The organism is Devosia sp. P1_H9, from assembly GCF_056405135.1.
Map to the genome: position 1 here is coordinate 267,031 of NZ_JBFUCQ010000001.1, position 25,132 is coordinate 292,162.

The following is a 25,132-nucleotide window of genomic DNA, read 5'->3' on the forward strand; positions in this document are numbered from 1 at the left end:
GCATTGCGCCTTGCCGCGCCCCAAGCTAAAGACCCGCGCATCAGGAGCCGGCAACTCCCCGGACCGGCCCGATACCGGAGCGCGCTCGTGAAACTTGTCACCGGCAATTCCAACCGCGCGCTTGCCGAAGCCGTCGCGAGCTATCTCGAAGTCCCGCTGACCGACTGCACGGTCAAGCGCTTCAACGACAAAGAGATCTTCGTCGAAATCCACGAGAACGTCCGCGGCGAGGATGTCTTCATCCTGCAGTCGACCTCGTATCCGGCCAACGACAACCTGATGGAGCTGCTGATCCTGTCGGATGCGCTGCGCCGCTCCTCGGCTCGCCGCATCACCGCGGTGATTCCGTATTTCGGCTATGCCCGGCAGGACCGTAAGTCCGCCTCGCGCACCCCGATCTCAGCCAAGCTGGTGGCGAACCTGATCACCGAAGCGGGCGTCAACCGCGTGGTGACGCTCGATCTCCACGCCGCGCAGATCCAGGGCTTCTTCGATATCCCGACCGACAACCTCTATGGCGCGCCCGTCATGGTCCGCGACATCCAGGAGCGCTACACCAACGGCAACGTCATGATCGTCTCGCCCGACGTCGGCGGCGTGGCCCGCGCCCGCGCTACCGCGCAGCGCATCGGCGCCGACCTCGCCATCGTCGACAAGCGCCGCCCCAAGGCCGGCGTCTCGGAAGTCATGAACATTATCGGTGACGTCGCCGGCCACGCCTGCATCCTCATCGACGACATCGTCGATTCCGGCGGCACCCTGGTGAACGCCGCCGAGGCCCTGCTGAAAGCCGGCGCCACCGAAGTTTCGGCCTACATCACCCACGGCGTGCTGTCGGATGGCGCCGCCGAGCGCATCGCCAAGAGCAAGCTGAAGGAACTGGTGATCACCGACTCGATCATCGCCACCGACGCCGCCAAGGCCGCCAAGAACATCCGCATCATCTCCATCGCCCCGCTGATGGGCGAGGCGATCGCCCGCACCGCCAGCGAGCAGAGCGTCTCGAGCTTGCTCGACTGACGTGTCGAAGCGCCCGACGGCCGTGGGCCTCGGGGTTTCCTGTCAGTCTTGCCGTTTCTTGCGAAGCGGCATGGGCGGGACTTCGTCCCTGTGCCGGTCGTCCGGCAAACTGTACAAGGGTTGGGACTCTCGCCCCGCCCATTGCGAACGGTCTTTTGGCCCGATGGTGCGCAAAGCGGACGCTTCCACCAAACCCTAGAAGCGGCGCCCCGCCCCTAGCCCGAACCCTCCCCGCGACGCCGCGTAGCGCCTCGCATCGGTGAGGTGGATGCAGATTACCACCGGAGATTCGCGCGGGGATAAGTCGGGGCAAGCGCCATATCGTCCACGCGCCAGCATCCAGTACAGGTTCGCTCTAATCACGAACTTAATATCGCCGCCGGGGAAATATTTCGGCTCCCCCGGTGTTAGTCAGCTGAGGGCTTTTCGGAGGAGATGCAAAATGAAGCTCACTCTGTTGCTCGTGGTTGGAGCCGCGCTCTGTCTGGGACCGGCTCTCGCCGATGACCACCTCGTTCAGGCCACCAGGTCCGGCGGATTGGTGTTCGACGCAGCCAACGACGTGATCATGAACAAGAAGGGCCACGTCATCCCGGATACGGCGCCCGGCCAGGGCAGCCCCTTCATCGGCGAGCACCAATGCACCCCGGCCACCGCCACTTCGGCCGCGCAGGACCACGCCCACGTCAAGGCAAAGGGTGCCGACGACGTAGCGGACTGCGCCGAAGAGGAGTAGCCGCCACCTTCCTGGAGCTCTCCCCACCGGGAGACGGCTCTGTGAGACAACGTCCCACCGCCCATCTCCCTTGGCCAAGGGAGATGGGCGCCAAGCGTGCTGTTTCTCCCCTTGGTTGCCCTCTACATGTCGAAATCGGCCCCCCTCGTCCGACATTGCCCTGAAGGGCTATGCTGCCGACCGAGGAGACACCGATGCGCTACATGCTGATGCTCTACGCCGACGAGAAAGCCGGCGCCCAGATCCCGCCCGACCAGATGCAGAAGGCGATGGAGACGCTCTACGCCTACCAGGAGGCGCTGACCAAGGCCGGCGCCTTCGTCATGACCGCCCCCCTCGCCCGCACCCACGACGCCAAGACCCTGCGCATGGAGGGCGGCGATGCTACCTTCCACCAGGATGCCAAGGGCGCCGCCTTCGTCAACGACACCGGCGAGCTGAAGGTACATGACGGCCCCTATGCAGAGACCCGCGAACAGTTCGGCGGCTTCTACATCATCGAGGCGGCGAACATGGACGAAGCCCTCACCTGGGCCAGGAAGTGCCCCGCGGCGCAGTGGGGGCCGGTCGAAGTCCGCGCCATGATTCCGGGCTTCTGAAAGCCATCGCTTTTTTTCGTCCGCGATTTGTAGAAGTTTTGTCGCCCCCTCCGTCATTGTCGTGCCGGGCGCGGTGTCCGGCACGAAACAGGAGACGAAAATGAAGTACATGCTGCTCATCCACGGCGACGAAACGCAGATGAATGCGGCCACGCCCGTCGACGACACCGGCATGAGCGCCGACTACGCTGCGTTCAACGAGGCGATGATCAAGGCCGGCGTCATGGTCGGTGGCGAGCGCCTGCGGCCAACCAGCGCCACCACCTCGATCCGCGTCCGCGACAAGAAGGCGGTTGTCCTCGCCGGGCCCTATGCCGAGACTCAGGAGCAGTTGGGCGGCTACTACCTGATCGATGTCCCCGACCTGGACCAAGCGATCGAGTGGGCCCAGCAATGTCCGGCCGCTCAGTTCGGCACCATCGAGGTCCGCCCGATCTGGCCGACGCGCGGCGCATGATCTGACAAAATCGGCTCGTCCCTGAAGTTTTTTCGGGGACGAGTCGAAATGGCCGGACCAGGCCCGTCATTGTTGCATCGGGGCACGGTGTCCCGACGTGACAAACGGAGAAAACCGATGAAGATCAAGCTGACCACCGTGTATGTCGACGACCAGGAGAAGGCGCTGCGCTTCTACACCGACGTGCTGGGCTTCACCCCCAAGGCCGACTTCGGCAACAGCGGCTTCCGCTGGCTGACCGTTGTTTCGCCCGATGACAAGGACGGCACCGAACTGCAGCTGGCGCTCAACAGCAACCCCGCCGCCAAGGCCTTCCAGCAGGCAATGTTCGAGCAGAGCCAGCCTGCCGTGATGTTCTACACCAGCGACGTGAAGGCCGATTACGAGCGGATCAAGGCCAAGGGCGGCGACTTCGCCATGCCCCCGACCGATGTCACCGCATCGACCATCGCCCAGATCAAGGACACTTGCGGCAACCTGCTGCAGATCACCCAGTTGAAGTGGTAAGCGGTCCGACAAGAAGGAGAACCACCATGGCAACCAAGCAGAGCACCGCCAAGCGCACCGACGCCGCCGCCGACAGTTTCACCGCCGAAGAAAAGGCCGCCATGAAGGAGCGCGCCAAGGAGCTGAAGCGCAACGCCAGCGCAGCCGAAGACGAGCAGGCCGTGGTGGAGAAGATTGCCGCGATGCCGGACGCCGATCGGGTCATGGCCGAGCGCATCCACGCCCTCGTCAAGGCCACCGCGCCGCATCTCACGGCCAAGCTCTGGTACGGCATGCCGGCCTACTACAAGGACGGCAAGAGCATCTGCTTCTTCCAGGATGCCAACAAGTTCAAGGCACGCTACGCCACCTTCGGCTTCAACGAGGCGGCGAAACTCGACGACGGCAGCATGTGGCCCACCAGCTACGCGCTGCTGAAGCTCACCGCGGCCGACGAAAAGCGGATCGCCGATCTCGTGAAACAGGCGGCAAGCTGAGGAACCCGGCCATGCGCTACATGATGCTGATCCACCACGACGAGGTCGCGCTCGCCAACGCTCCGCAGAAGGAGCTCTGGGCCGACTACGCCGCCTTCAACGAGGCGCTCGCCAAGGCGGGCGGCGGCATGAGCGCCGGGGAGCGGCTGCAGCCGGCCTCGGCGGCGACCACCGTGCGCTCGTCCGACGAAAAGACCGACGTGCTCGACGGCCCCTATGCCGATACCAAGGAGCAGTTGGCCGGCTACTTCATGATCGACGTCGCGGACCTCGATGAAGCCATCCGCTGGGCCAAGCGCTGCCCGAGTTCCCGGTACGGCTCGATCGAGATCCGTCCCCTCGCCCCGGAATACCCGAGGCCCGACCTGAGCCTGCGGCGCCAGGACTCGTAGCATGCGACATGAGGGTAACGAGGCGGCCCGCGCAGCCGAGCGGGTCGCCCGCGAAAGCTACGGCCGCCTCGTCGCCTTCCTCGCGGCCCGCACCCGCGACGTAGCGGGTGCCGAAGACGCGCTGGCCGAGGCCTTTGCCGCCGCGCTGCGCATGTGGCCCGCCGAGGGCGTGCCGCTCAATCCCGATGCCTGGCTGCTGACGGTCGCCCGCCGGCGCCAGACCGATGCGCTGCGCCGCCGCACCACGCGGCACGCGGGCGAGGAGCATCTGAAAATGATGGCCGATGAAATCGAAGCCGCCGCAGAAACCCCCGACGAGATCCCGGACCGCCGCCTCGCGCTGATGTTCGCCTGCGCCCATCCGGCGATCGAGCGGGGTATGCGGGCCCCGCTGATCCTGCAGACCATTCTCGGCCTCACCGCCATCGACATCGCCGCGGCCTTCCTGATCCCGCCCGCCACCATGGGCCAGCGCCTGGTGCGCGCCAAAACCCGCATCAAGGACGCCGGCATCCCGTTCGGCATTCCCGACAAGGAGGAACTGCCCGAGCGCCTCGATGCGGTGCTCGACGCCATCTACGCCGCCTACTCGAAGGGCTGGGCCGAGATCGGCGACAGTGCGTCCGCCCAACTCGCCGACGAGGCGATCTGGCTCGGCCGGCTGGTCGTGTCGCTGTTGCCCGAACAGCCCGAGGCCAAGGGTATGCTTGCGCTGATGCTCTACACCGAGGCCCGCCGCGCCGCCCGGCGCTCGCCCGGCGGCGCTTACGTGCCGCTCGAGGAACAGGACACAAGCCTCTGGGACGACTCGCTGATCGGCCTCGCCGAAGCGCTGTTGCGGTCTGCAAATGCCGGTGGCCCCTCCGGACGCTACCAGATCGAGGCCGCCATCCAGTCCGCCCATGTCGCCCGCCGTAACCTGGGCGCTAACACATGGCCCGCCATCCTCGCGCTCTACGATCACTTGCTCGCGCTCAGCGCCTCGCCGGTCGTGGCGCTCAACCGAGCCATGGCCATCGCCGAACTCGAAGGTCCCGACGCCGCGCTGGCCGCCATCGAGCCGCTCGGCACCGACAAGCGCATGGCCGACTACCAGCCCTACTGGGCCGCCCGCGGCCACCTCATGTCCAGTGCCGGCCGCAAACCCGAGGCCCGCGAGGCGCTCACCCTCGCCCTGGGCCTCACCACCGACACAGCCGTGAGGCATTACCTGCAGGGCCGGCTGGCGGCGCTAGCGGACGGCTGATCGACCTATCGGTGACCGCCTTCTTCCCTTGTGGGAGAAGGTAACCGGCTTCCGCGACGGCGCTACTTGCCCGAAACCCGCATTTCCCCTATACGCACCGCCCATGAAGCACCCGTCACCCCTGGAGGACGGGTGCGTGAGCTTTGACTTCTCAGAGTTCACACCAACCCATGAATGGATCATTCAATGGCTACTGCTGCTACGGAGCTCAAGGCTCAGGCGCGGAGCGGGGTGGGCAAGGGGGCCGCTCGTGCACTGCGTCGTGAGGGGCTCATCCCTGCTGTCATCTATGGCGACAAGAAGCCCCCGCTTCCGATCACCATCTCCTACAACGAAGCCATGAAGCGCATTTACGCCGGTGGTTTCCTCTCCCACATCGTCACCCTCGACGTTGATGGCGAGAAGCACCGCGTCATTCCGCGCGACTACCAGCTCGATCCCGTCAAGGACAAGGCGCTGCACGTCGACTTCCTGCGCGTCGGCAAGGGCACCAAGCTCAATGTCCAGGTGCACGTGAAGTTCATCAACGATGAACTGTCGCCCGGCATCAAGCGCGGCGGCGTGCTGAACATCGTCCACCACACGCTCGACCTGACCGTCGACGCCGACCACATCCCCGAGGAGATCGTCGTCGATCTCACCGGCATGGATGTCGGCGACAGCGTCCACATCTCGTCGATCAAGCTGCCGGCCGGCGCCACCGACCACAGCCATGAAGACGACCTGACCATCGCCACCATCGTCGCTCCGTCGGGCCTCAAGGCCGAGGAAGCCGAGGAAGGCGCCGCCGAGGGCGAAGCCGCTCCGGCCGCCAATGGCGAAGCCAAAGAGTAAGCACTTCGGGAGCGGGCTTGATGTCCGCTCCCACCCTGCCCTGCTGCCTGGAAGTTAGCCGATGCATCTCATCGTCGGCCTCGGCAATCCCGGGGACAAATACCGCAACAATCGCCACAATATTGGTTTCCTCGCGGTCGACGCCATCGCGCGCCGCCACAGCTTTCCCGCGTTCCGCGAGAAGTTCCAGGGGTTGATCTCCGAAGGCACCATCGATGGCGAAAAGGTGCTGCTGCTGAAGCCGCAGACTTTCATGAATTCCTCCGGCGACAGCGTCCAGAAGGCTGCAACCTTCTACAAGCTCGGGCCATCAGACATCTCCGTCCTCTATGACGAGATCGACCTCGCCCCCGGCAAGACTCGCATCAAGATCGGCGGCGGCAATGGCGGTCACAATGGCCTGCGCTCCATCGACCCGCAGATCGGGCTCGGCTACCGCCGCATCCGCCTCGGCGTCGGCCACCCAGGCCACAAGGACCTGGTGATGCCGCACGTGCTCGGCGACTTCTCCAAGGCCGAGCAGCAGGCTTGGCTGATCCCCCTTCTCGACGCCGTGGCCGACAACGCGGCGATGATCGTCAAGGGCGACGATAACGGCCTGATGAACAAGCTTGCCATCGCCACCCAGGGCGACGGCGCCGACCGCGCCCAGCGCCCCGAAACCGCCGACCCGACCCGCAAGAAGGCCCCGGCCCAGAGCCACATCCGAGCCGCCCGGCCGAGTGAGCCGCAGGCCAAGGTACCGGAGACCGGACCGATGGCCGATATGCTGAAGAAGCTGTTCGGGAAGGACTAGTGCGTGGAGCTCCTACGCACACCAAACCAATTGACTTCCGCGCCTCTTCAACCGATGTGAAGCGCAACAATTGGCGCGTCGCTTTCGCGCCTCCAATGACGAATTCCGGAGACTGTCATGGGTTTCAAGATGGGCATCGTCGGCCTGCCCAATGTGGGCAAGTCGACGCTCTTCAATGCGCTGACCCGCACCGCCAACGCCCAGGCCGCGAACTTCCCGTTCTGCACCATCGAGCCGAACACCGGCGAGGTGGCAGTGCCAGACGCGCGCCTCGACAAGCTCGCGACGATCGGCAAGTCGATCAACATCCTGCCGGCCAAGATGAGCTTCGTCGATATCGCGGGCCTCGTGAAGGGCGCATCGAAGGGCGAAGGCCTCGGCAACCAGTTCCTCGCCAATATCCGCGAGTGCGACGCCATCGCCTATGTGCTGCGCTGCTTCGAGGATGGCAACATCATCCACGTCGCCAACAAGGTTGACCCGCTCGCCGACGCCGAAGTGGTCGAGACCGAGCTGATGCTCGCCGACCTCGAAAGCCTCGAGAAGCGCCGCGCCGGCGTCGAGAAGAAAGCCAAAGGCGGCGACAAGGAAGCCAAGGCGACGCTCGATCTGATCGACCGCTCGCTGGTACTGCTGCGCGACGGCAAGTCGGCGCGCCTGGTGCAGCGTTCCGCCGAGGAAGAGAAGGCTTTCACCGAGCTGCAACTCCTCACGTCCAAGCCTGCGCTCTACGTCTGCAACGTCGATGAAGCCTCGGCTGCCACCGGCAACGCCATGACCAAGCAGGTCGAGGAATACGCCAAGCAGCACAACGCCGCCGTCATCGTCATCTCCGCCGAGATCGAGAGCCAGCTCGCCCAGCTTCCCGATGCCGAGCAGGCCGAGTATCTCGAGAGCCTCGGGCTGCACGAGCCCGGCCTCAATCGCCTGATCAGGGAAGCCTACCAACTGCTTGGTTTGCAGACCTATTTCACCGTTGGCCCGAAAGAGACGCGCGCCTGGACCATCCACAAGGGCGACCGCGCCCCGCAGGCCGCCGGCGTCATCCACACCGATTTCGAGCGCGGCTTTATCCGCGCCCAGACCATCGGCTACGAAGACTTCGTCACGCTGGGCGGTGAAGTCGCCGCCAAGGAAGCCGGCAAGGCGCGGGACGAAGGCAAGGAATATGTCGTCAAGGACGGCGACGTGATGTTGTTCAAGTTCAATACCTAAGCGATTTCAGCACTTTAACTCATAGCCCCTGAGCTCCGTCATGCTCGAACAGATCTTCGGCTCCTGGTGGCCGATGGTGTCGTCCTATTTCGCGGGCCCGCTGGCGCTCGCCGCCGGCACCGTCAGCCCCTTCACCATCGTCCCGACGGTCGGCTTCGCGCTTCTGGTGCTCGGCATGATCGTCGCCGTTCTCTGGCGCGAGAAGCAGGCCGTGTGGGTGATCGGGCCGGTCATCGCTTCTGCGCTGACCCCGGTGATCCTCGCCATCGCCAACATCCTCGGCGGCTGGTTCGTGGTGATCTTCGCGCTGGTCATCGGCGCCGTAGGCCTGCTGCTCTGGATCGGCGTCATCTCCGCCGACGCCACCCGACGCCTTCCGGTCTGGCTGCTCGGCCTCTTCGCGGTGAGCTTCGTCGTCTATTGCACCGTCGTCAGCGTGGCGATCATCTGGGGCCTCGCGTAAGGGAGCACCCGAGATCTCAGATCGCTACAAGAGCTTTGCCGAACTGACTGGCAGCCTCCGAGACGGAGGGCGTCAGCTACGCCATCCATCTGATCGATCGCCACTCGCCTGTCACCGTCATCGCTCCACACGGCGGCGCCATCGAGCCCGCCACCTCGCTCATCGCTTCCAGCATCGCCGCAATCCGTTACTCGCTCTATTGCTTCGAGGGCCTGCAACCGCACCGCCCCCACGCCGACCTGCACCTCACCTCCACCCACTTCGACGAACCCAGTGCCGTCGCGCTCGTCGAACGCTCCTCTTTCGCCGTCGCCATTCACGGCTATCTCGAGCCACAGTCCGCCGCGCCGATCCTGATCGGCGGCCTCGATACCGCGCTGATCGGGGCGATCTCCCGCGTACTCACCGCGGCCGGCCACCTGACCAGCACCGCCGGCCACGCCTTCCCGGCAACCGATCCCGCCAACATCTGCAACCGCACCATCCGCCGCGCCGGGGTCCAACTCGAACTGCCACGCGAACTGCGTGACCGCCTGAGCGCCGACAGTGCTGCGCTCGCGTCATTTTCGGCCGCCGTGGGCCGCGCGATCGAGGCATACCTCCCCGCCATCGGGTGATCGGTCTTCGATCCTATGCCGCCGCAGCCGCCCTCGCCTCGAGCTTGCACCCCGGCTGACGATTGACGTATACGTCAACCCGCGATGAACCCAGTCACCGTCGACCGCCGCCATTTCGAGGATCTCGTCGTCGGCGAGACCATCAATCTCGGCTCTATCCTCGTGACCAAGGAGATGATCATCTCCTTTGCCCGCGAGTTCGATCCGTTTCCGTTCCACCTCGATGAAGAAGCCGCCAAGCGGTCGCTGCTCGGCGGGCTCGCCTCCTCCGGGTGGCAGACCGCGGCACTGACCCTGCGCCTGCTCGGCGACAATTTCCTCAGCAAGATCGCCTCGGCCGGCGGACTCGGTTTCTCCGACCTCAAGTGGAAGAAGCCGGTGATGAAGGGCGACACCATCTGGGCCACGGCCACCGTCGCCGAGCTCCGCCGGTCCCGCCACCACCCGCAATGGGGCATCGTCGCCATCGACCTCGACGTGAAGAACCAGAAGGGGCAGCCGGTGATGACCATGCGCCTCGCCAACCTGGTCGAGTCGCGCGACCCCGAGGAAGGCACCCAAGCCCAACCCGAGCAGCCTTATGACGTCGAACACGGTGGACCTGCATGACCCGCTGGTTCGAAGACATCACCATCGACGAGCCGTTCCCGCTCGGCAGCCACACCTTCACCGAAGCCGAGATCCTGAGCTTCGGCCGCGAGTACGATCCGCAGTACTTCCATCTCGATCCGGCCGCGGCCGCGCATAGCCATTTCGGTGGCGTCATCGCCTCGGGCTGGCACACGGTCCTTGTAGGGCACCGCAAGATGGTCGATGCGCTCGATGCCGAGGAAGTCCGTCTGCGCGATCTCGGCCAGGAACCGGGCGTTTCCGGCCCCTCCCCCGGCGTCAACAAGATGGAATTCAAGTCGCCCGTTCGCCCTGGCGACACCGTCACCTACACGCTCACCGTCACCGGCAAGCGGGCGTCCAACTCGATTCCGGGCTGGGGCCTGTTGTTCAACAGCCTCGATGCGGTGAACCAGCGGGGCGAAAAAGTCTACCATGCGGAACTGGTCGGCTTCTCCAAGCTCCGCGACTACAAAATGCCGCCACACTTACGGGTTCTTGAGGCGTTGACCAAAATCCCCGGATTGGGGAAGTTGCTGACCCAACGGAGTTGAGTCACCCAATGCGCCTCACCATCGCTTTTGCCGCCCTCGCGTTCCTCGCCGCGCCCGCCGCTGCGCAGTCGCTGACCGGCGTCGGCGTCGAAGGCAACTGGGGTTGCCGCGCCATTATCGACGGCACCCGCGCCGGGCTACTCACCATTTACGCCGGCTCCTACGGCTACGCCTCGGCCAATTACGGCAGCACGGCCTCGGGCAGCGGCACTGCGGAGATGGCTTCGAACGGCGTCACCTTCCTCGATGGCAATCTCGTCGCCGGCGCCGGCATCACCAGCGCGATCCTCGGCTTCGACGATGCCGGCCGGGACGTCCTGCAGCTCTTCACCGCAGAAAAGAACGTCCTCACCTGCACACCGCGCGGTTGATGCCCAAGGCCACCGGCGTCTCGGAGATCGCCTTCTCCCCTTGTGGGAGAAGGTGCCCGAAGGGCGGATGAGGGGTTCTGTCCGCGCACTCTGTCGCTCGTCGCTTCGCTCCGATCGCGCAACCTTGGGGTTGCGGGTCCCCTCATCCGGCGCTGCGCGCCGCCTTCTCCCACAAGGGGAGAAGGCAAGTGGCGCCGGCCCACCACCCTCCAGCTTGACCTCGCGGCCCTCCAGCGCTAAACAACGCGCCTTCCAGAGGAGTACTGCCCGAAAATGATCTGAGCACTGTTGCGGACGCCCGAGCTATCCCCTCCCTCGCATCGCGAGCGGCGGATGATGCGCGGATGCCGGTCTCAACAACGCTCCAGATGATGGGCTGACTCTGTCCGACGTCCCTGGCGTCCAATCTCCAACTGAACTTCATCGCTAACCTGTGGCAGGTCCGGAGCATTGCTTCGTTGCGCGCCACAACTTGAGCCCGTTCGCGCGTAACTGTCGCGGCGGGCAAGGAGATTGTTCATGCCCAAGTTCATGACCTACCAGCGCCCTACCCCAGTCAACAAGGCCGGCTGGAGCGGCAGACCGGCGGCCAATCCGTACCAGCCGGAGCGCAAGCCCGGGGCGTCGCACGCGGCCCACGAGCGGCAGAAACCGGTACTGCCGATTCTGCCGACGAGCTTCAAACTGCTCTGACCAGGAGCGCCCCGACCAAGCGGCCGGGGCGTCTCATCAGGAGAAAATTGTAACCGAAGATTGCCGCCCCCGGCGCCGGAAAACCCCGGACACCGGGGCTTCATCCCCTTAACGCCCGGTTAACTGCCGCAACGCCCTGCTCATTTGCGGCCGGTCTTCGGCCCGACAATGGAGGTCACACAATGTCGATCAGTGGGGTGGGAAGCGGCGCTGCGTTCATGCGTCCGCTTCAGCCGCCCAGCTTCAGTTCCATCGATAGTAACTCGAGCGGCGATATCACGCTCGATGAGTTGAAGGCCGGCGCGCCCGGCGGCGCCAGCGACACCAAGAGTGCCGCGCGCGCCGAAAAGCTCTTCGCTGCCATGGATGCCGACAGCAACGGCTCCGTCACCAGCGACGAGAAGGATGCGTTCGACGGCAAGCTCGCCGAACAGCGCCAGGCCATGCAGTTCATGACCCAGCTGATGGCGGGCGGCAACCAGCCGCCGAGCAACGAAGATGTCTTCGCGGCTACCGACACCGACAGCTCGGGCTCGGTCAGCCTCGAAGAGTTCTCCTCGAGCGACTCCGCCGAGGGCGTTTCCACCGACGAACTCGCTGAGCTGTTCGCCACCATCGACGCCGACGGCGATGGCGCCATCACCGAGACGGAGTCCTCCGACTTCCTCGATACCCTCAAGTCCGCCATGGGTGACCGTCCGATGGGTCCGCCTCCGGGCGGTCCCGGTGGTCCGGGTGGTCCGCCGCCCGGTGGTCCCCCGCCCGGCGGCAAGAGTGACGAAGCCGAGACCGAGGACGACGATTCGACCCTCGCGCTCGATCTGCTCGCCGCCGCCAAATCCGCCTACTCGGCTCAGTCCAGCAGCGACGACCTGCTCACGACGCTGTCGAAAATCCTCGACGAAGCCGCATGAGTTGCGCGCGGGGTGGCTCATCCGCCCCGCCGCCTCAGGCCGGGGTGGTCCCACCCGAAGCGACCCCGGTCTAGTCGGCAGGTGGCGTGGCTAATCGCAGCCGCACCACCTGCCGCAGCCCGCTCTCCGGCCGGTTGCTGATCTCGATGCTGCCCGCGAACCGCTCGATGATCTCCTTGGCAATCGCGAGGCCGAGCCCAGCCCCCTTGGTGGTCTGCGTCCGCCCCGGATTGACCCGGAAGAACGGTTCGAACACCCGGGGGATCAGTTCGTCAGGAATGCCTGGTCCGTTGTCTTCGATGACCACCCGCGCCTCGCCGGCATCCACCTCGAGTCGCACCCGCGCGCCGCCGCCATGCGTCGCTGCGTTGGTGATGAGGTTGCGCAGCGCCCGCCGCAGCGCCAATGGCCCGGCCGTCACGGTTGCCGGCACGATCTGGCCCAATTCCACCGGCAACCCGGCCTGCGCCAGCTCCGCCGCAGTCTCCTCCACCAGCTTGTCGAGATCGACCTGCCGGCGATCCTCGCCGGCGCCCTCCTCCTTCACCAGCCGGATGGCGCTGTCGGCAATCGCGTCGAGCTCGTCGAGGTCGTTCAGCCAGGCCGCACGCTCCTCCTCAGGGATGAACTCGGCCCTGAGCCGCATCCGCGTCATCGGCGTCCTCAGGTCATGCCCGGCAGCCGCCACGAGCCGCATCCGGCTTTCCATCGCGGCTTTCAGCCGGTCCGACAGCGCGTTGAGCGCCGCCGCCGTCTGCCGCGCCTCACTGCCGCCCGTCTCCGGCACATGCGGCAGCACTCCATCAGGCCCCACCGAGCCGATGGCGCGTTCGAGAATCGCGAAGGGCTGTGTCGCGCGCCAGGCCAGCGCCAGCACCGCCCCCATCACGCCGATCACCACCAGCGCCAGCCAGGCCAGCAGCGCCAGCCATATCTCCGGCGGCGGCCCCATCTGCCGCGGAAACGGGAACAGCATGTAGCGCCCGTCATCGAGCCGCTGCGCCGCCACCCGCTCGCCGCCACTCCGCTCGATCACCTCTACCGTGCGCAGTTCTCCCTCATGCGCCAGCGCGCGTTGCAGCGCCGCTGCCAGCTCCGGCCGCGCTGTTCCGACGGGTAACGCGTCGACCACCTTGTCCAGCTCGTGCGGCGGCTTCGGCGGCGGCTTGTCGCCCTTGGGCGGCCTGCCCTCCGGCCCCGCCGCGATAATGTCGTTGGCGATCGCCATGTGCCGCGCCATCGGTCCCATCAAGCGGTCGGTGTCGCCGACGCTGAGCACCAGCGCCGTGATGGCGGTGGCAACGAACACCACCGCCAGCACCGAGCCGACGAAGATCAGCGCCAGCTTGACCCTCAGGCCGTGCATCAGTCCGGCTCTCCGGCTTCGACCCGCGCCACCAGTTGGTAGCCGCCGTTGCGCACCGTCTTGAACAGCGTCTCGTTGGTCGCCGCGCCGAGCTTGCGACGGATGCGGCTCATCAGCACGTCGATCGACCGGTCCAGCGGCCCAGCCTCTCGCCCCTGCGTATGGCCCAGCAATTGTTCACGCGACAGCACGCGCCCCGGCCGGTCAAGGAACACCCGCAGCAGCTCGAACTCGGCGCCGGTCAGGTCGATCAGCGCGCCATCGGCCGTCGCCACGCTCCGTGACCCGGCATCCGCGAACAGCCCAGCGAACCGATAGTTCGCCCCGGTGGTCGCCCCGGCGGCTCCGCCCGCCGAGCGGCGCAGCACGGCGCGCATCCGCGCCACCAGTTCGCGCGGATTGAAGGGCTTCCCGATATAGTCGTCGGCCCCGATCTCGAGCCCGATGATCCGGTCGACCTCTTCCTTCAGCGCCGTCACGAGGATCACCGGCACGTGCGGGGCGCGCTGCCGCAGGTAGCGGCAGAGATCGAGCCCCGACCCATCCGGCAGCAGCACGTCGAGCACCACGATATCCAACCGCTCGGTCGCCACCCGCTCGAGGAACTCGCGCTTCGAGCCGGCCAGCGACACCTTGAAGCCCTGCTCGCCGAGATAGCGGCCGAGCAGCTTGCGGATTTCCTGGTCATCGTCGACGACCAGCACGTGCGGGGGAGCAGACATAACGGCACAATCCCTTCCGCAAACGCATCTGACAAGCGCGCCTGGAGCACAGATTTGCGGCTGAGTTTTTCCCGATCGGATCGCGGAAACATTGGGCAATACGTCGGATTCCAACCGGCGATGCAGCTGCCGCCCGCAGCGCTGGCCAAGCCGGCTACACCCTATTAACCGAAACAACCGAACAGCTCCCGGCCTGCGGGCACGAATTCCCGCATCCCGGCAGATAACGCGTGGGTAACGCGTATGAGCCGCTAGGCTTTCTATTCAACCCTTTAGTGCTTCGTTATGCGCCCAGGCGCACAATTCGCCTACGACATCTGTTGCCTCACCCGCTAAGCGAGGTCTGCCCGGTATGGAGTCGCCCTGGTATAGCCTGATGACCAATGTGGCCGTGGTCGCATTCTTCGTCAGCGCCTGGACACAACTTCGCGACGTCTTCGAGCGCCTCGGGCCACGTGCCGTCGAAGTCGCTTTCGGCGTCGTCATGGGCCTGGGCGCCGTCACGACCATGCTGTTCCCGGTGTATTTCGCACCAGGTATCTTCTTTGACCTGCGGACCTGCCTGCTCGCCCTTGCAGCCTTCTTCGGCGGCCCCATCTCCGCCGTGATCGCCACTACCTTTGCCGTCGCCTATCGCCTCTCGATCGGCGGCGTGGGCGTGCTTGTAGGCCTCACAGCGATGGGCTTGGTCACCATCACGGCGCTGCTCGCCCATTTGGTCCGCCGCCGGCGCGGTCTCCGCCTCGCTCGCTGGCACTCGCTTGCCCTTGCCCTGTCCACCGCGGGAATAGCCATTGCGGTCACTATACTGGCGCCGACGAGCGTCCGGGCCGCCGACTGGCCGCTGATCGTCGGCGCGCAGAGCCTGTTGCTTCTCCTGGCGGTGCTGTTCTCCGGCCTCGCGCTGACCCACGAGGAGGAACTGCGCGCCGCCAGGCGCGACAACCAGACCTATCGCCAGGTGATCGACGAGTTGCCCGACAGCATCAGCGTCAGCGATCTCGAGGGCCGTTTCGTCGTCGCCAATCCCGCCACTGCGCAGTTGCTGGGTGTTTCCGGACCGGCCGCTCTCATTGGCCATTTGAGCGATGAATTCGGCGCCCGGCCGCCGGCGGGACACTCCCCTGCCACCGGCGGACCCTCGGAGTACCAGCGGGCCGTGGAACACCCTGACGGCACCACCAGTTGGTTGCAGACACTCGAGGTACCGCTCAACGACAGCCGAGGACAGCCGTTCGGCCTCATCACCCACAACCGCGACATCACCAAGCAGAAGCAGCTCGAGATCGAGCTCGACGAGCGCCAACGCGTCCTCTCCTTCGCCATGGCGCAGATGTCCGATGGCGTGGCGATGTTCAATCGCAACGGGCGGCTGCTGTTCTGCAACGCGCAGTACCAGCAGCTCTTCCCCCTCACCTCCGATGTACGCGTCCCGGGCGCCCATATCCGCGACATCCTCGCCGCGGCTGTCGAGCGCCGCGAGCAGCAGGTGGGCGCTTCGACCGCCGACGTGGCCGCCTGGACCGATGAGATCGCCGCCTCGCTCTACCGCGACTCCGAAGAGGAGGTGCACCTGTTCGACGGCAGCTGGCTGCGCGTCTCCACCCGCCCGTCGCCGGATGGCGTATCGATGGTGGTCGTCTCCGATATCACGCGGCTGAAGCGCACCGAACTGGAGCTGCTCGATGCCACCGAGCGGCTCCGCCAGGAAGCCACCACCGACGCCCTCACCGGCCTGGTCAATCGCCGTGCCCTCGATCAGCGGCTCGAGATCGAGATTGCGCGGAGCCTCCGCGCCAATACCGCGATCAGCGTCATCCTGCTCGATATCGATCACTTCAAGGCCTACAACGACACTTACGGCCACCTGGCGGGCGATGCCTGCCTCAAGGCGGTCAGCGAGTGCCTCGGCCAGATGTTCCGCCGCCCGGCCGATCTCGTGGCCCGCTATGGTGGTGAAGAGTTCCTGGTCGTTTTGCCCGAAGTCGATTCAGACGGCGCCGATAGCCTCGCCAACGACTATCGCGATGTCCTCGCTGCGCTCGCCCTGCCGCACGAAGCCAGCAGCACCGGCAGGATTACCGTCAGCCTCGGTATCGCCAGCTATACACCAGGCGAAACCGAGCGCAGCGCCGCCGAACTGATTGGACGCGCCGACGAAGCCCTCTACGCCGCCAAGACCGCCGGGCGCGACCGCGTCAGCGCCTGGCGCCGCCGCTTCCGCGTCGTCCCGCGCAGCCTGCGCGTCGTGCACTGAGAGCTAGTGCCCCTCGAACGGGATCAGGGCCTCGACCTGGACCCCGGTGGCGCGAAGCTTGTCGGCGCCGCCCAGGTCGAACAGGTCGATGACGAAGCCCGAATGCGACACCTCGGCACCCGTCCGCCGCAGCAGCGACACCGCCGCCACCGCCGTGCCGCCGGTCGCGATCAGATCGTCGACCAATAGCACCTTGTCGCCCGGGCCGATCACGTCGGCATGGATCTCGATGGTGTCGACCCCATATTCCAGCGCATAGTTCTGCCCGATGGTCTCGCCGGGGAGCTTGCCCTTCTTGCGCACCGGAATGAAGCCGACGCCGAGCGCAATCGCCACCCCCGCCCCGAAGATGAAGCCACGCGCCTCGATCCCCGCGACATGGGTGATCCCCAGGTCCTTGTGCAGGCCGGCCAGCCGGTCGACGCTCTCGCGGAACCCATCAGGGTCCTCGATCAAGGTGGTGATATCGCGGAACAATATCCCCTTCTTGGGATAGTCGGGGATCGAGCGGACGAGCGATTTGAGGTCGAGCATATGGGTGCTGCGGCTTGTTGGAAAACGAGGGAATGGGTGGTCCGATGCGGACCGGGAACGATTAGCGCCTGGTGCTGTCGACGATCTTCCGCGCCAGCTGCCCGGCCTTGTAGGCCGTGCTGAGGGTCACGTCCTTGGCGGCGGCCTTCACCTTGGGCGTCAGCAGCAGCGGCGCCGCGGCAATGCCGGCGCGCACCATCGGATGGGCGATCACTATGCGGGCAAGGGCGGCGGCCGTGGCGGCGCTGCGAATGATCGACATGTGGGGCCTCCTGCAAATACTGCACCGGCGAATATCAACGATGCGGCTGGTGATCGCAAGGGCTCCGCCGGCCGGAACGACAGAGGGCCCCGCGGGGCCCTCTGGAATTCATATCGTGCGTCGGATCAGTGCTCGATCCTGGACCACAGCTTGCGCTTGACCAGGTACATCAGCGTCGCAAACACCAGGAGGAACGCGATCACCTGGAAGCCCGCTTCCTTGCGCGCCACGAGGTGCGGCTCGGCCACCCACATCAGGAACGCCGCAACGTCGCGCGAATACTGGTCGACCGTCAGCGGCACACTGCCGCTCTCGCTTTCCTCGTAGGTCACGGAGCCGTCGCTGAGCGGCGGCGCCATGCCGAGGAAATGCCCCGGGAAGTAGGTGTTGTAGTGCTTGCCCTCCGGCACCTCGATACCCTCGGGAGCCGGGTCCACGTAGCCGTTGAGCAGCGCATGGATATAGTCCGGGCCGCCTTCCGAGTACGCGGTGAAGTAGTTGAGGATCCACCACGGGAACGGCTGGGTCGTGCCGCGGGCCTTGGCCAGCACAGACATATCCGGCGGAAGCGCACCACCGTTGGCGTCGCGCGCGTCGCGGTCATTGGCGAACGGCGACGGCCAGCGATCCGCTGCAATGCCCGGGCGCTTGCCGCCCTCGGCGTCCGCATCGGCGATCTCGTATTCGGCGGCCAGCGCCTTCACCTGGCCCTCGGTGAACTCGGGACCACCCGGCTCGCTGAGGTTGCGGAACGCCAGCAGGCGGGCCGAATGGCAGCTCGAGCAGACTTCCTTGAAGATCTGGAAGCCGCGCTGCAGCTGGTTGCGGTCATAGGTGCCGAACGGCCCCGCAAAGCTCCAGGCTTCCTTGTGGATTTCCGGGGTGGCGTGCCCCTCCTGCGCAACGGCCGGAACCGCCGCAAAGAGGATGCTCACCAGCAGGGCGCCGATAATGGTTTTGGTCTTGATCATTGCCGTTGGGCCCCGGGTCAGTGCGTCGTCGACGCTGTTGCGGCGGTCGCCGCGACAGGCGCTGCGTGCTTGGCCAGAACCGACTCGGTGATCGAGGTCGGCAGCGGCCGCGGCGTCTCGAAGCGTCCGAGCAGCGGAAGCACGATGATGAAGTAGGCGAAGTAGTACGCGGTGGCGAGCTTCGACAGCAGCACGTAGATGCCCTCGGCCGGCGCCGAACCGAGCCAGGTCAGGAACACGAAGTTCAGGACGAACAGCCAGTAGAACCACTTGAAGATCGGGCGGAACGTGCCAGAGCGAACCTTCGACGTATCGAGCCACGGCACGAAGAACAGCACCAGGATCGCGCCGGCGAAGAAGATCACGCCGCCGAGCTTGGAGTCGATGAACAGGATGTTGAAGTCGATGGCGCGCAGGATCGCGTAGAACGGCAGGAAGTACCATTCGGGCACGATGTGCGCCGGGGTCACCTGGCTGTTCGCCATGATGTAGTTGTCGGGGTGCCCCAGGATATCCGGCGCGAAGAAGGCGAACCACGCGAAGGGGATGCAGAACACCACCACCGCGAACAGGTCCTTCATCGTGTAGTACGGATGGAACGGCACTGCCTCGCGGCTCGACTTCACCTCGACGCCGATCGGGTTGTTGTTGCCCGGCACGTGCAGCGCCCAGATGTGGAGCACCACCACCGCAGCGATGATGAACGGCAGCAGGTAGTGCAGCGAGAAGAAGCGGTTGAGCGTGGCGTTGTCGACGGCGAAACCGCCGCGCAGCAGCTCGAGGATCGGCGTGCCGAGCACCGGGATGGCGCCCAGGATGTTGGTGATCACCGTCGCGGCCCAGAAGCTCATCTGGCCCCAGGGCAGCACGTAGCCCATGAAGGCGGTGGTGACGACCAGCACGAACAGCACGACGCCGAGGATCCAGAGGATTTCGCGCGGTGCCTTGTACGAGCCGAAATACAGCCCGCGGAACATGTGGATGTAGATCGCCGCAAAGAACATCGAGGCGCCCGTGGCATGCACGGCCTGGATGATGCGGCCGCCGTTCACGTCGCGGCGGATGTGCTCCACCGAGTCGAAGGCGAGGCTGACATGCGGGGTGTAGTGCATGGCGAGGATGATCCCCGTCACAATCTGCACGCCGAGCATGAAGGCGAGGATGGCGCCGAACGTCCACCAGTAGTTGAGGTTCTTCGGCGTGGGGTAGTCCATCAGGTGTTCTTTGGACCACCGGATGATCGGCAGGCGGTCGTCGATCCACTTTTCGACGACGTTACCGGGGACGTAGCTGGATTCGTGAGCCATCTGGTCGGGTCCCCTTAACCGATCTGCACAAGCGTGTCGGTGACGAATTCATAGGGCGGCAGCACCAGGTTCTTGGGTGCGGGGCCTTTGCGGATGCGGCCGGCAGTGTCGAACTGCGAACCGTGGCACGGGCAGGCCCAGCCGTCGTAGTCACCCGACTCGCCCACCGGGATGCAGCCCAGGTGCGTACAGTTGGCGATCATGATCAGCCACTGCTCGTGGCCCGGCTTGGTGCGCTGCTCGTCGGTCTCGGGATCCCTGAGATCCGACAGCGGCACCGCCTTGGCCTCGGCGATCTCGGCCTCGGTGCGGTTGCGCACGAACACCGGCAGCCCGCGCCACTTGATGGTGACCGACTGGCCGGTCTGGATGCTCGACAGGTCGAACTCGATGCTGGCAAGGGCCAGCACCGAGGCGTCGGGGTTCAGCTGGTTGATCAGCGGCCAGGTCACCCCGGCTACGCCAACCGCGCCCACGGCGCCTGCCGCGATATAGAGAAAATCGCGCCGTCCCGGATTAGGGGCGTCCTGATGTGCCAGATTGGATTGCGTCGCCAAGGTAAGCTTCCGTCTGTTGTGTCTTGATCAGCGCCTCGGTGCCTGTTGGCATCAGGCACATAGCCAAAGCCAACCCCCGCCCTCAACAGCGCGTGATTTGGGCGTTCTTTTGACACTATGAATGGGGCTTGTCCAGCCGGAGACAGGGTGACTTTCCCCCGATGCGACACTATAGCAACCGCCAAAAAGCTTACCATGGAGGTCAGGAATGATGACGGTCGATCTGGCCCTCTATCAGCCGGATATCGCGCAGAACACCGGCACCCTACTCCGGCTCGGCGCCTGCCTCGGAGTGATGGTGCACATCATCCACCCGACGGGCTTCCAGTTCTCGCCCCGCTCGATCCGGCGCGGCGCCCTCGATTACCTCGAACACGCCCGCTTCACCGAGCACGACAGCTATGCCCATTTCGACGCCTGGCGCCGGGCCGAGGGGCGCCGGCTGGCGCTGCTGACCACCAAGGGCAGCACCTCGGCCTATGAGGTGACCTACGAACCCAACGATGTCCTGCTCCTCGGCCGCGAGTCCGCAGGCGTCCCGGAGGAGGTCGCGGCGGACGCAGACCTCCGCGTCCGCATCCCCATGCGACAAGATATGCGCTCGCTCAACGTGGCCGTCGCCGGCAGCCTCGTGCTAGGGGAGGCGCTGCGACAGACCAATGGTTTTGCAGCCCTGACATGACATTACCCGCCGACATTGAATCAAAGCAGCAACTCGCCACCGCCTGGTTCAGGAGCTTCCGCGACCAGCTCTGCGCCAGCCTTGAGGCCGTCGAGGCCGATGTCACGGGCCCGCATGCCGATCGCCCGGCCGGCAAGTTCGAGATCGAACCCTGGACCCGCGAGGCCGGTGGTGGCGGCGAGATGGGAATGCTGCACGGCCGGGTGTTCGAGAAGGCCGGCGTCCACATCTCGACCGTCCACGGCCACTTCTCCGAGGATTTCGCCCGCCAGATGCCGCATACCGAGGCCGGTGCCGAGTTCTGGAGCGCCGGCGTCTCGGTGATCATCCATCCCTGGAACCCCAACGTTCCGGCCGCGCACATGAACACGCGCATGATCGTCACCGGCAAGTGGTGGTTCGGCGGCGGCGGCGACCTGACCCCCGTGCTCGATCGCCGGCGCACGCAGGACGATCCCGACAGCCTCGCCTTCCACGCCGCCTACAAGGCCGCCTGCGACGCCCACGGCGTCGACTACGCCGCTTACAAGAAGTGGTGCGACGAGTACTTCTACCTGCCCCACCGCAAGGAGCCGCGCGGTATCGGCGGCATCTTCTACGACAACCACAATACCGGGAACTGGGACGCCGACTTCGCCTTCACCCAGGATGTCGGCCGTGCCTTCCTCGACGTCTACCCTGCCCTCGCCCGCCGCAACTTCGAGACGCCCTGGACCGAGGCCGACCGCAACGAGCAGTTGATCCGCCGCGGCCGCTATGTCGAGTTCAACCTGCTCTATGATCGCGGCACCACCTTCGGCCTGAAGACGGGCGGCAACGTCACCTCGATCCTCTCCTCGATGCCCCCGGAAGTGCGCTGGCCCTGACCTCGCGGCGGGCTCTTGCCCGTCCTTGCGCCTTACCAACCTTGCCGAAGCTTAAGCCGCCGGAAACTACCCCCGGCGCGGAGGCACGCCTAGGTTTCAGGGGCCGGTGCAAATGCACCCCCGAACGGTTCCAGCCAGCGCAACGGAACCGCGCTTAGCCCCGCTGTCTGAGGAGTTCCAAATGAACAGAGTTCTCAAAGGCCTGGGAGCCACGGCCATCACCGCAGCCGTTATCTTGGCCGCCGTCCCGGCGTTCGCATCGACGCCCGCATTCAACACCGCCAAGGCGGGTAGCGGCATGTCCGTCGACAACTTTGACCCGCAGGTGCAGATCTTCAACCGCGCCGAAGTCGCGGACCTGCTGCACGCGAGGAACGTCTCGGTGGTGAAGTTCGACACGGCCTGGGCCGATGGCGGCGACGCTTCCAAGGCGTTCGACGCAGTCGATGCCAGCGACCAGTCGATCCACCTGCTGCGCGACGCCCTGAAGGCCGACCCGGCCGCCATGCGGCTGCTCGCCCAGAACCATATCTCCGTCGACCGGGTCATCGACATCACCCCGACCGGTAACGGCGCGGTCCAGCTCTACGTTTCATGAGGCCACAAGCGGTTCGCGAGACCTCTCGCGGACCGCTTCAATCCATCAGCCGGCCGCGCTACATCTGCCTAAGGGCACGAGGGAGCCGGCCGACCGATGACGCTGACCGATGTCGAGATCAAGGGCTTCCGCTCGGTCCGAAAACTCCGCTTCCCGCTCCGCCAGCTGACCGTCCTCATCGGCGGCAACGGCGTCGGCAAGACCAACCTCTACCGCTCGCTCGAACTGGTGCACTCCGCCGCACGTGGCACCCTCGCCGATGAAATCGCCCGCGAAGGTGGCCTCCGGTCGATCTTCTGGGCCGGTGGCAAAAACCTCACGGCCGATGGCAGCTTCAACCCGATGCATCGCACCGACGGCTACCGCGTCCACGAGGGCGGCAACCGGCTGACGCTCGAAGCCCGCCTCGAGCTCGACGACTTCGCCCCGATCTACCGGATCGAACTCGGCTTCCCCGGACCGGACTCCGCTGCCTTTTCCACCGAGGCACAGATCAAGCAAGAAACGATCGAGCTTCGGAAGGGCACTAGGGGCGTCAGCTTGCTCGAGCGGCGCAACAACGCCGTCTTCGCCCGCGGCGCTGACGGTCAGCGCCAACTCATCGATGAGCGAGCGCTGGCGAGCGAAACCGCGCTGTTCACGGTTCGCGGCGGCTATCCCGAGATCGCCGTCGTCCGCCAGGAACTCAGCAACTGGCGCTTCTTCCACGGCTTCCGCACCGACGTCGACTCGTCGCTCCGCCGGCCATCCCGCGCCGTCACCTCTCCAATGCTGACCTCCAACGGCAGCAACCTCGCCGCAGTTTTCGCCACCCTGCGCCATATCCGGCAGGAGACGGTCGACCTCGACGCCGCCATCGAGCTCGCCTTCCCCGGCGCCGAACTGGTCGTGCCGCACCCGGAGGAATTCGCAAGCTTCGGCATGATCTTCCGCGAAACCCCCAAGCGCACCTTCTGGGCACACGAGCTCTCGGACGGCACGCTGCAGTTCCTCACCCTGATGGGCGTCCTGCTCTCCTACCGCCTGCCGCCCTTCATCGCGCTCAACGAGCCCGAGACCAGCCTCCATCCCAGCCTGCTCCCTGCCCTCGCCCGCACCATCGTCAAAGCCGCCGAGCGTGCACAGATCTGGGTGGTCACCCACTCACAGCCGCTGGCCGACGCGATCGCCGAGGAGAGCGGCATCATCCCGCGCGAAGTCATCCGCACCGAGGACGGCACGGCCATCCGTGGGCTCAGCTCGCTGGGCGTGTTCGACGATGATTGACTAGAGCCGCGGTCGGGCGCCGGAGAATCCGCGCACCACCTCGCCGAACGCTGCGGGCAACCCGATGCCGAAGCTCCCGGCCAGCGTCCGCACGGCGGAGTAGTCGACCTTGCTGCTGATCGTCATGTCGACCAGCATGGTCACGGCCTCCTGCGGCGTCCGTGTCTCCTTGTACGGCCGCGTCTCGACCAGCGCCGCGAAGATGTCGCACACAGTGAGAATGCGGGTCAGCGGCGTGATCTGCTCGCCGCGCAGCCCGTCCGGATAGCCGCTGCCATCCAGGGCCTCGTGATGGTGGCGCACCGCGTCGAGGATCATCGGCGATACGCCGCCCTGTTTGCTCAGGTAGTCGAAGCCTGCTCCTGGGTGCAGCTTCACCGCCTCGAACTCTTCCGGCGTCAGCTTGCCGGGTTTGTCGAGGATGTGACGCGGGATCACCGCCTTGCCGACATCGTGCAACAGCGCCGCATTCATCAGCGCGCCCGCCTGCCCGCCACCGAGCTTGCTGCCGCTGGCGTATCCCGCGGCAACGCCGGTCACCAGCAGGCAGTGCTGGAACGTCCCCTCGTGATGCTTGCGCACCGAGGCCAGCCACGCGTCCGCCCCCACGGCCTTGACGGTCGCCAGAACGCCTGCCGCTACCTCGGATACACCCTGCATCGACAGCGGCGCGTCATCCAGCATCCCCTCGAACAGCAATGCTAGCGAGCGTTCCGCCTCAAGGATCGAAACGCCCCCGACATCGGCACGAACCGTTGCTTCCGCCGCCGAGCTCCGGCGCGCCCGCCCGGTAATCGAGTACTCCCGCCGCAACTCCGCCAGCGCGAACTTGCGCATCATGTGACGCGTCGCACCCAGCGCATTGGCCTGCACGCGCAGCAACCGCTCGCCGCGGCCTTCGTCGATCAGGAAAGTCCTGGATTTGATCGCCGGCACGCGGTCGAGTGCATGCTTCAGCTGGCCCACCGACGTCATGTCGCGGAGATCGGCATCGACGACGACCTGCTCGGCATCGGCCAGGTCATCGAGAGTAAGTTCCGAAATCAGGTGAACGGGCGCACCGAGTTGTCCGCCTAGTGCCTTGCCGTGCTCCTCGCAATGCGAGTCGCAAACGAACACGATCGTTCCCCGATCCGTTCGCTCCGACACTTGTGCGTTCTGGTCCATCAACTGGAGTGTAGACGTGATTTCGCTCAACACATCTACGCATCACATTCGTAGATGTTTCGTAAATCACCGAGTAAA

General features: G+C 65.7%; 31 protein-coding genes. 23 read left to right on the top strand and 8 right to left on the bottom strand.

The annotated features are described in order from the left end of the window. Positions 1 to 87 precede the first annotated feature (87 nt). The 18 genes from AC1DYL_RS01380 (at position 88) to AC1DYL_RS01465 (ending at position 12,499) form a co-directional block, all read left to right on the top strand. Complete coding sequence (locus AC1DYL_RS01380) at positions 88 to 1,020, top strand: ribose-phosphate pyrophosphokinase (protein WP_477148800.1); 933 nt, start codon at positions 88 to 90, stop codon at positions 1,018 to 1,020. A gap of 442 nt (positions 1,021 to 1,462) precedes the next feature. Beyond that, positions 1,463 to 1,756: a hypothetical protein gene (locus AC1DYL_RS01385; protein WP_477148799.1), complete on the top strand. Its 294-nt coding sequence runs from the start codon at positions 1,463 to 1,465 to the stop codon at positions 1,754 to 1,756. Between the two features lie 194 nt (positions 1,757 to 1,950). Then, on the top strand, positions 1,951 to 2,355 hold the full coding sequence (locus tag AC1DYL_RS01390) for a YciI family protein (protein ID WP_477171773.1): 405 nt from the start codon (positions 1,951 to 1,953) through the stop codon (positions 2,353 to 2,355). A 100-nt stretch (positions 2,356 to 2,455) separates the two neighbouring features. Then, positions 2,456 to 2,812, top strand: a complete 357-nt coding sequence (locus AC1DYL_RS01395; protein ID WP_477171774.1) for a YciI family protein — start codon at positions 2,456 to 2,458, stop codon at positions 2,810 to 2,812. Between the two features lie 117 nt (positions 2,813 to 2,929). After that, the gene (locus AC1DYL_RS01400; RefSeq protein WP_477171775.1) at positions 2,930 to 3,319 is read left to right on the top strand and encodes a VOC family protein; all 390 of its coding nucleotides are present in this window, start codon (positions 2,930 to 2,932) and stop codon (positions 3,317 to 3,319) included. 26 nt (positions 3,320 to 3,345) lie between these two features. Further along, positions 3,346 to 3,795, top strand: a complete 450-nt coding sequence (locus AC1DYL_RS01405) for an iron chaperone (RefSeq protein ID WP_477148795.1) — start codon at positions 3,346 to 3,348, stop codon at positions 3,793 to 3,795. Between the two features lie 11 nt (positions 3,796 to 3,806). Beyond that, entirely contained in the window at positions 3,807 to 4,187 is a 381-nt protein-coding gene (locus AC1DYL_RS01410; protein ID WP_477156583.1) for a YciI family protein, read from the top strand. A 1-nt stretch (position 4,188) separates the two neighbouring features. Next, complete coding sequence (locus AC1DYL_RS01415) at positions 4,189 to 5,433, top strand: RNA polymerase sigma factor (RefSeq protein ID WP_477156582.1); 1,245 nt, start codon at positions 4,189 to 4,191, stop codon at positions 5,431 to 5,433. A 186-nt stretch (positions 5,434 to 5,619) separates the two neighbouring features. Continuing rightward, complete coding sequence (locus AC1DYL_RS01420) at positions 5,620 to 6,267, top strand: 50S ribosomal protein L25/general stress protein Ctc (RefSeq protein ID WP_477148792.1); 648 nt, start codon at positions 5,620 to 5,622, stop codon at positions 6,265 to 6,267. A 61-nt stretch (positions 6,268 to 6,328) separates the two neighbouring features. Further along, the gene (gene pth / locus AC1DYL_RS01425) at positions 6,329 to 7,063 is read left to right on the top strand and encodes an aminoacyl-tRNA hydrolase (protein ID WP_477171776.1); all 735 of its coding nucleotides are present in this window, start codon (positions 6,329 to 6,331) and stop codon (positions 7,061 to 7,063) included. Positions 7,064 to 7,180: 117 nt separating this feature from the next. After that, positions 7,181 to 8,278 (top strand): redox-regulated ATPase YchF, encoded by a 1,098-nt coding sequence (ychF, locus tag AC1DYL_RS01430; protein ID WP_477148790.1) that lies wholly within the window; start codon positions 7,181 to 7,183, stop codon positions 8,276 to 8,278. Between the two features lie 40 nt (positions 8,279 to 8,318). Then, positions 8,319 to 8,741, top strand: a complete 423-nt coding sequence (locus AC1DYL_RS01435) for a hypothetical protein (RefSeq protein WP_477171777.1) — start codon at positions 8,319 to 8,321, stop codon at positions 8,739 to 8,741. Between the two features lie 92 nt (positions 8,742 to 8,833). Beyond that, positions 8,834 to 9,358: a poly-gamma-glutamate hydrolase family protein gene (locus tag AC1DYL_RS01440; protein WP_477172023.1), complete on the top strand. Its 525-nt coding sequence runs from the start codon at positions 8,834 to 8,836 to the stop codon at positions 9,356 to 9,358. Positions 9,359 to 9,442: 84 nt separating this feature from the next. Further along, the gene (locus tag AC1DYL_RS01445; protein ID WP_477171778.1) at positions 9,443 to 9,967 is read left to right on the top strand and encodes a MaoC family dehydratase; all 525 of its coding nucleotides are present in this window, start codon (positions 9,443 to 9,445) and stop codon (positions 9,965 to 9,967) included. Further along, positions 9,964 to 10,521: a MaoC/PaaZ C-terminal domain-containing protein gene (locus AC1DYL_RS01450; protein ID WP_477148787.1), complete on the top strand. Its 558-nt coding sequence runs from the start codon at positions 9,964 to 9,966 to the stop codon at positions 10,519 to 10,521. Before AC1DYL_RS01445 ends, AC1DYL_RS01450 begins: the two co-directional genes overlap by 4 nt. 8 nt (positions 10,522 to 10,529) lie before the next feature. Continuing rightward, complete coding sequence (locus AC1DYL_RS01455) at positions 10,530 to 10,892, top strand: hypothetical protein (protein WP_477148786.1); 363 nt, start codon at positions 10,530 to 10,532, stop codon at positions 10,890 to 10,892. A 519-nt stretch (positions 10,893 to 11,411) separates the two neighbouring features. After that, the gene (locus AC1DYL_RS01460; protein WP_477171779.1) at positions 11,412 to 11,585 is read left to right on the top strand and encodes a hypothetical protein; all 174 of its coding nucleotides are present in this window, start codon (positions 11,412 to 11,414) and stop codon (positions 11,583 to 11,585) included. A 182-nt stretch (positions 11,586 to 11,767) separates the two neighbouring features. Next, entirely contained in the window at positions 11,768 to 12,499 is a 732-nt protein-coding gene (locus AC1DYL_RS01465; RefSeq protein WP_477171780.1) for an EF-hand domain-containing protein, read from the top strand. Positions 12,500 to 12,569: 70 nt separating this feature from the next. Here AC1DYL_RS01465 and AC1DYL_RS01470 read toward each other — a convergent pair whose 3' ends face one another. Continuing rightward, positions 12,570 to 13,865 carry an ATP-binding protein gene (locus AC1DYL_RS01470; RefSeq protein ID WP_477171781.1) on the bottom strand — a complete coding sequence of 432 codons (1,296 nt, stop codon included), beginning with the start codon at positions 13,863 to 13,865 and terminating at the stop codon, positions 12,570 to 12,572. Next, positions 13,865 to 14,587, bottom strand: a complete 723-nt coding sequence (locus tag AC1DYL_RS01475) for a response regulator transcription factor (RefSeq protein ID WP_477171782.1) — start codon at positions 14,585 to 14,587, stop codon at positions 13,865 to 13,867. The genes AC1DYL_RS01470 and AC1DYL_RS01475 overlap by 1 nt, the downstream gene beginning before the upstream one ends. 376 nt (positions 14,588 to 14,963) lie before the next feature. On the opposite strand from AC1DYL_RS01475, the gene AC1DYL_RS01480 reads away from it, so the two are divergent. Beyond that, entirely contained in the window at positions 14,964 to 16,844 is a 1,881-nt protein-coding gene (locus AC1DYL_RS01480; protein ID WP_477171783.1) for a sensor domain-containing diguanylate cyclase, read from the top strand. A 3-nt stretch (positions 16,845 to 16,847) separates the two neighbouring features. Here the strand turns inward: AC1DYL_RS01480 and AC1DYL_RS01485 are convergent, their stop codons facing one another. The 5 genes from AC1DYL_RS01485 to petA all read right to left on the bottom strand — a co-directional run bounded on the left by AC1DYL_RS01485 (position 16,848) and on the right by petA (position 20,457). Further along, the gene (locus AC1DYL_RS01485; RefSeq protein ID WP_477148784.1) at positions 16,848 to 17,378 is read right to left on the bottom strand and encodes an adenine phosphoribosyltransferase; all 531 of its coding nucleotides are present in this window, start codon (positions 17,376 to 17,378) and stop codon (positions 16,848 to 16,850) included. 61 nt (positions 17,379 to 17,439) lie between these two features. Further along, positions 17,440 to 17,640, bottom strand: a complete 201-nt coding sequence (locus tag AC1DYL_RS01490; protein WP_477171784.1) for a hypothetical protein — start codon at positions 17,638 to 17,640, stop codon at positions 17,440 to 17,442. A gap of 125 nt (positions 17,641 to 17,765) precedes the next feature. Next, positions 17,766 to 18,611 carry a cytochrome c1 gene (locus AC1DYL_RS01495; RefSeq protein ID WP_477148782.1) on the bottom strand — a complete coding sequence of 282 codons (846 nt, stop codon included), beginning with the start codon at positions 18,609 to 18,611 and terminating at the stop codon, positions 17,766 to 17,768. A gap of 17 nt (positions 18,612 to 18,628) precedes the next feature. After that, complete coding sequence (locus AC1DYL_RS01500) at positions 18,629 to 19,918, bottom strand: cytochrome b (protein WP_477171785.1); 1,290 nt, start codon at positions 19,916 to 19,918, stop codon at positions 18,629 to 18,631. Positions 19,919 to 19,932: 14 nt separating this feature from the next. Next, a complete protein-coding gene (petA, locus tag AC1DYL_RS01505; protein ID WP_477149059.1) occupies positions 19,933 to 20,457 on the bottom strand; it encodes a ubiquinol-cytochrome c reductase iron-sulfur subunit in 525 nt (174 codons plus the stop codon). A 229-nt stretch (positions 20,458 to 20,686) separates the two neighbouring features. On the opposite strand from petA, the gene AC1DYL_RS01510 reads away from it, so the two are divergent. The 4 genes from AC1DYL_RS01510 to AC1DYL_RS01525 all read left to right on the top strand — a co-directional run bounded on the left by AC1DYL_RS01510 (position 20,687) and on the right by AC1DYL_RS01525 (position 23,887). Beyond that, a complete protein-coding gene (locus AC1DYL_RS01510) occupies positions 20,687 to 21,157 on the top strand; it encodes a tRNA (cytidine(34)-2'-O)-methyltransferase (protein ID WP_477172024.1) in 471 nt (156 codons plus the stop codon). Further along, on the top strand, positions 21,154 to 22,023 hold the full coding sequence (hemF, locus tag AC1DYL_RS01515; protein WP_477171786.1) for an oxygen-dependent coproporphyrinogen oxidase: 870 nt from the start codon (positions 21,154 to 21,156) through the stop codon (positions 22,021 to 22,023). Before AC1DYL_RS01510 ends, hemF begins: the two co-directional genes overlap by 4 nt. 181 nt (positions 22,024 to 22,204) lie before the next feature. Next, positions 22,205 to 22,621: a hypothetical protein gene (locus tag AC1DYL_RS01520; RefSeq protein WP_477156579.1), complete on the top strand. Its 417-nt coding sequence runs from the start codon at positions 22,205 to 22,207 to the stop codon at positions 22,619 to 22,621. Between the two features lie 96 nt (positions 22,622 to 22,717). Next, positions 22,718 to 23,887: an AAA family ATPase gene (locus tag AC1DYL_RS01525; RefSeq protein ID WP_477171787.1), complete on the top strand. Its 1,170-nt coding sequence runs from the start codon at positions 22,718 to 22,720 to the stop codon at positions 23,885 to 23,887. Here AC1DYL_RS01525 and AC1DYL_RS01530 read toward each other — a convergent pair whose 3' ends face one another. Further along, a complete protein-coding gene (locus AC1DYL_RS01530) occupies positions 23,888 to 25,006 on the bottom strand; it encodes an HD-GYP domain-containing protein (RefSeq protein ID WP_477171788.1) in 1,119 nt (372 codons plus the stop codon). Positions 25,007 to 25,132 lie beyond the last annotated feature (126 nt).

Excerpts from the sequence above, each read along its gene's own strand:
- AC1DYL_RS01460 (WP_477171779.1), top strand. The coding sequence starts at position 11,412 with ATGCCCAAGTTCATGACCTACCAGCGCCCTACCCCAGTCAACAAGGCC.
- AC1DYL_RS01475 (WP_477171782.1), bottom strand. The coding sequence starts at position 14,587 with ATGTCTGCTCCCCCGCACGTGCTGGTCGTCGACGATGACCAGGAAATC.
- AC1DYL_RS01490 (WP_477171784.1), bottom strand. The coding sequence starts at position 17,640 with ATGTCGATCATTCGCAGCGCCGCCACGGCCGCCGCCCTTGCCCGCATA.
- AC1DYL_RS01445 (WP_477171778.1), top strand. The coding sequence starts at position 9,443 with ATGAACCCAGTCACCGTCGACCGCCGCCATTTCGAGGATCTCGTCGTC.
- AC1DYL_RS01495 (WP_477148782.1), bottom strand. The coding sequence starts at position 18,611 with ATGATCAAGACCAAAACCATTATCGGCGCCCTGCTGGTGAGCATCCTC.
- AC1DYL_RS01400 (WP_477171775.1), top strand. The coding sequence starts at position 2,930 with ATGAAGATCAAGCTGACCACCGTGTATGTCGACGACCAGGAGAAGGCG.
- AC1DYL_RS01510 (WP_477172024.1), top strand. The coding sequence starts at position 20,687 with ATGACGGTCGATCTGGCCCTCTATCAGCCGGATATCGCGCAGAACACC.
- AC1DYL_RS01520 (WP_477156579.1), top strand. The coding sequence starts at position 22,205 with ATGAACAGAGTTCTCAAAGGCCTGGGAGCCACGGCCATCACCGCAGCC.
- AC1DYL_RS01525 (WP_477171787.1), top strand. The coding sequence starts at position 22,718 with ATGACGCTGACCGATGTCGAGATCAAGGGCTTCCGCTCGGTCCGAAAA.
- AC1DYL_RS01420 (WP_477148792.1), top strand. The coding sequence starts at position 5,620 with ATGGCTACTGCTGCTACGGAGCTCAAGGCTCAGGCGCGGAGCGGGGTG.
- AC1DYL_RS01465 (WP_477171780.1), top strand. The coding sequence starts at position 11,768 with ATGTCGATCAGTGGGGTGGGAAGCGGCGCTGCGTTCATGCGTCCGCTT.
- AC1DYL_RS01500 (WP_477171785.1), bottom strand. The coding sequence starts at position 19,918 with ATGGCTCACGAATCCAGCTACGTCCCCGGTAACGTCGTCGAAAAGTGG.
- hemF (WP_477171786.1), top strand. The coding sequence starts at position 21,154 with ATGACATTACCCGCCGACATTGAATCAAAGCAGCAACTCGCCACCGCC.
- AC1DYL_RS01395 (WP_477171774.1), top strand. The coding sequence starts at position 2,456 with ATGAAGTACATGCTGCTCATCCACGGCGACGAAACGCAGATGAATGCG.
- AC1DYL_RS01450 (WP_477148787.1), top strand. The coding sequence starts at position 9,964 with ATGACCCGCTGGTTCGAAGACATCACCATCGACGAGCCGTTCCCGCTC.
- AC1DYL_RS01385 (WP_477148799.1), top strand. The coding sequence starts at position 1,463 with ATGAAGCTCACTCTGTTGCTCGTGGTTGGAGCCGCGCTCTGTCTGGGA.
- AC1DYL_RS01405 (WP_477148795.1), top strand. The coding sequence starts at position 3,346 with ATGGCAACCAAGCAGAGCACCGCCAAGCGCACCGACGCCGCCGCCGAC.
- AC1DYL_RS01410 (WP_477156583.1), top strand. The coding sequence starts at position 3,807 with ATGCGCTACATGATGCTGATCCACCACGACGAGGTCGCGCTCGCCAAC.
- AC1DYL_RS01415 (WP_477156582.1), top strand. The coding sequence starts at position 4,189 with ATGCGACATGAGGGTAACGAGGCGGCCCGCGCAGCCGAGCGGGTCGCC.
- AC1DYL_RS01435 (WP_477171777.1), top strand. The coding sequence starts at position 8,319 with ATGCTCGAACAGATCTTCGGCTCCTGGTGGCCGATGGTGTCGTCCTAT.
- AC1DYL_RS01480 (WP_477171783.1), top strand. The coding sequence starts at position 14,964 with ATGACCAATGTGGCCGTGGTCGCATTCTTCGTCAGCGCCTGGACACAA.
- AC1DYL_RS01390 (WP_477171773.1), top strand. The coding sequence starts at position 1,951 with ATGCGCTACATGCTGATGCTCTACGCCGACGAGAAAGCCGGCGCCCAG.
- AC1DYL_RS01485 (WP_477148784.1), bottom strand. The coding sequence starts at position 17,378 with ATGCTCGACCTCAAATCGCTCGTCCGCTCGATCCCCGACTATCCCAAG.
- AC1DYL_RS01470 (WP_477171781.1), bottom strand. The coding sequence starts at position 13,865 with ATGCACGGCCTGAGGGTCAAGCTGGCGCTGATCTTCGTCGGCTCGGTG.
- pth (WP_477171776.1), top strand. The coding sequence starts at position 6,329 with ATGCATCTCATCGTCGGCCTCGGCAATCCCGGGGACAAATACCGCAAC.
- ychF (WP_477148790.1), top strand. The coding sequence starts at position 7,181 with ATGGGTTTCAAGATGGGCATCGTCGGCCTGCCCAATGTGGGCAAGTCG.
- AC1DYL_RS01455 (WP_477148786.1), top strand. The coding sequence starts at position 10,530 with ATGCGCCTCACCATCGCTTTTGCCGCCCTCGCGTTCCTCGCCGCGCCC.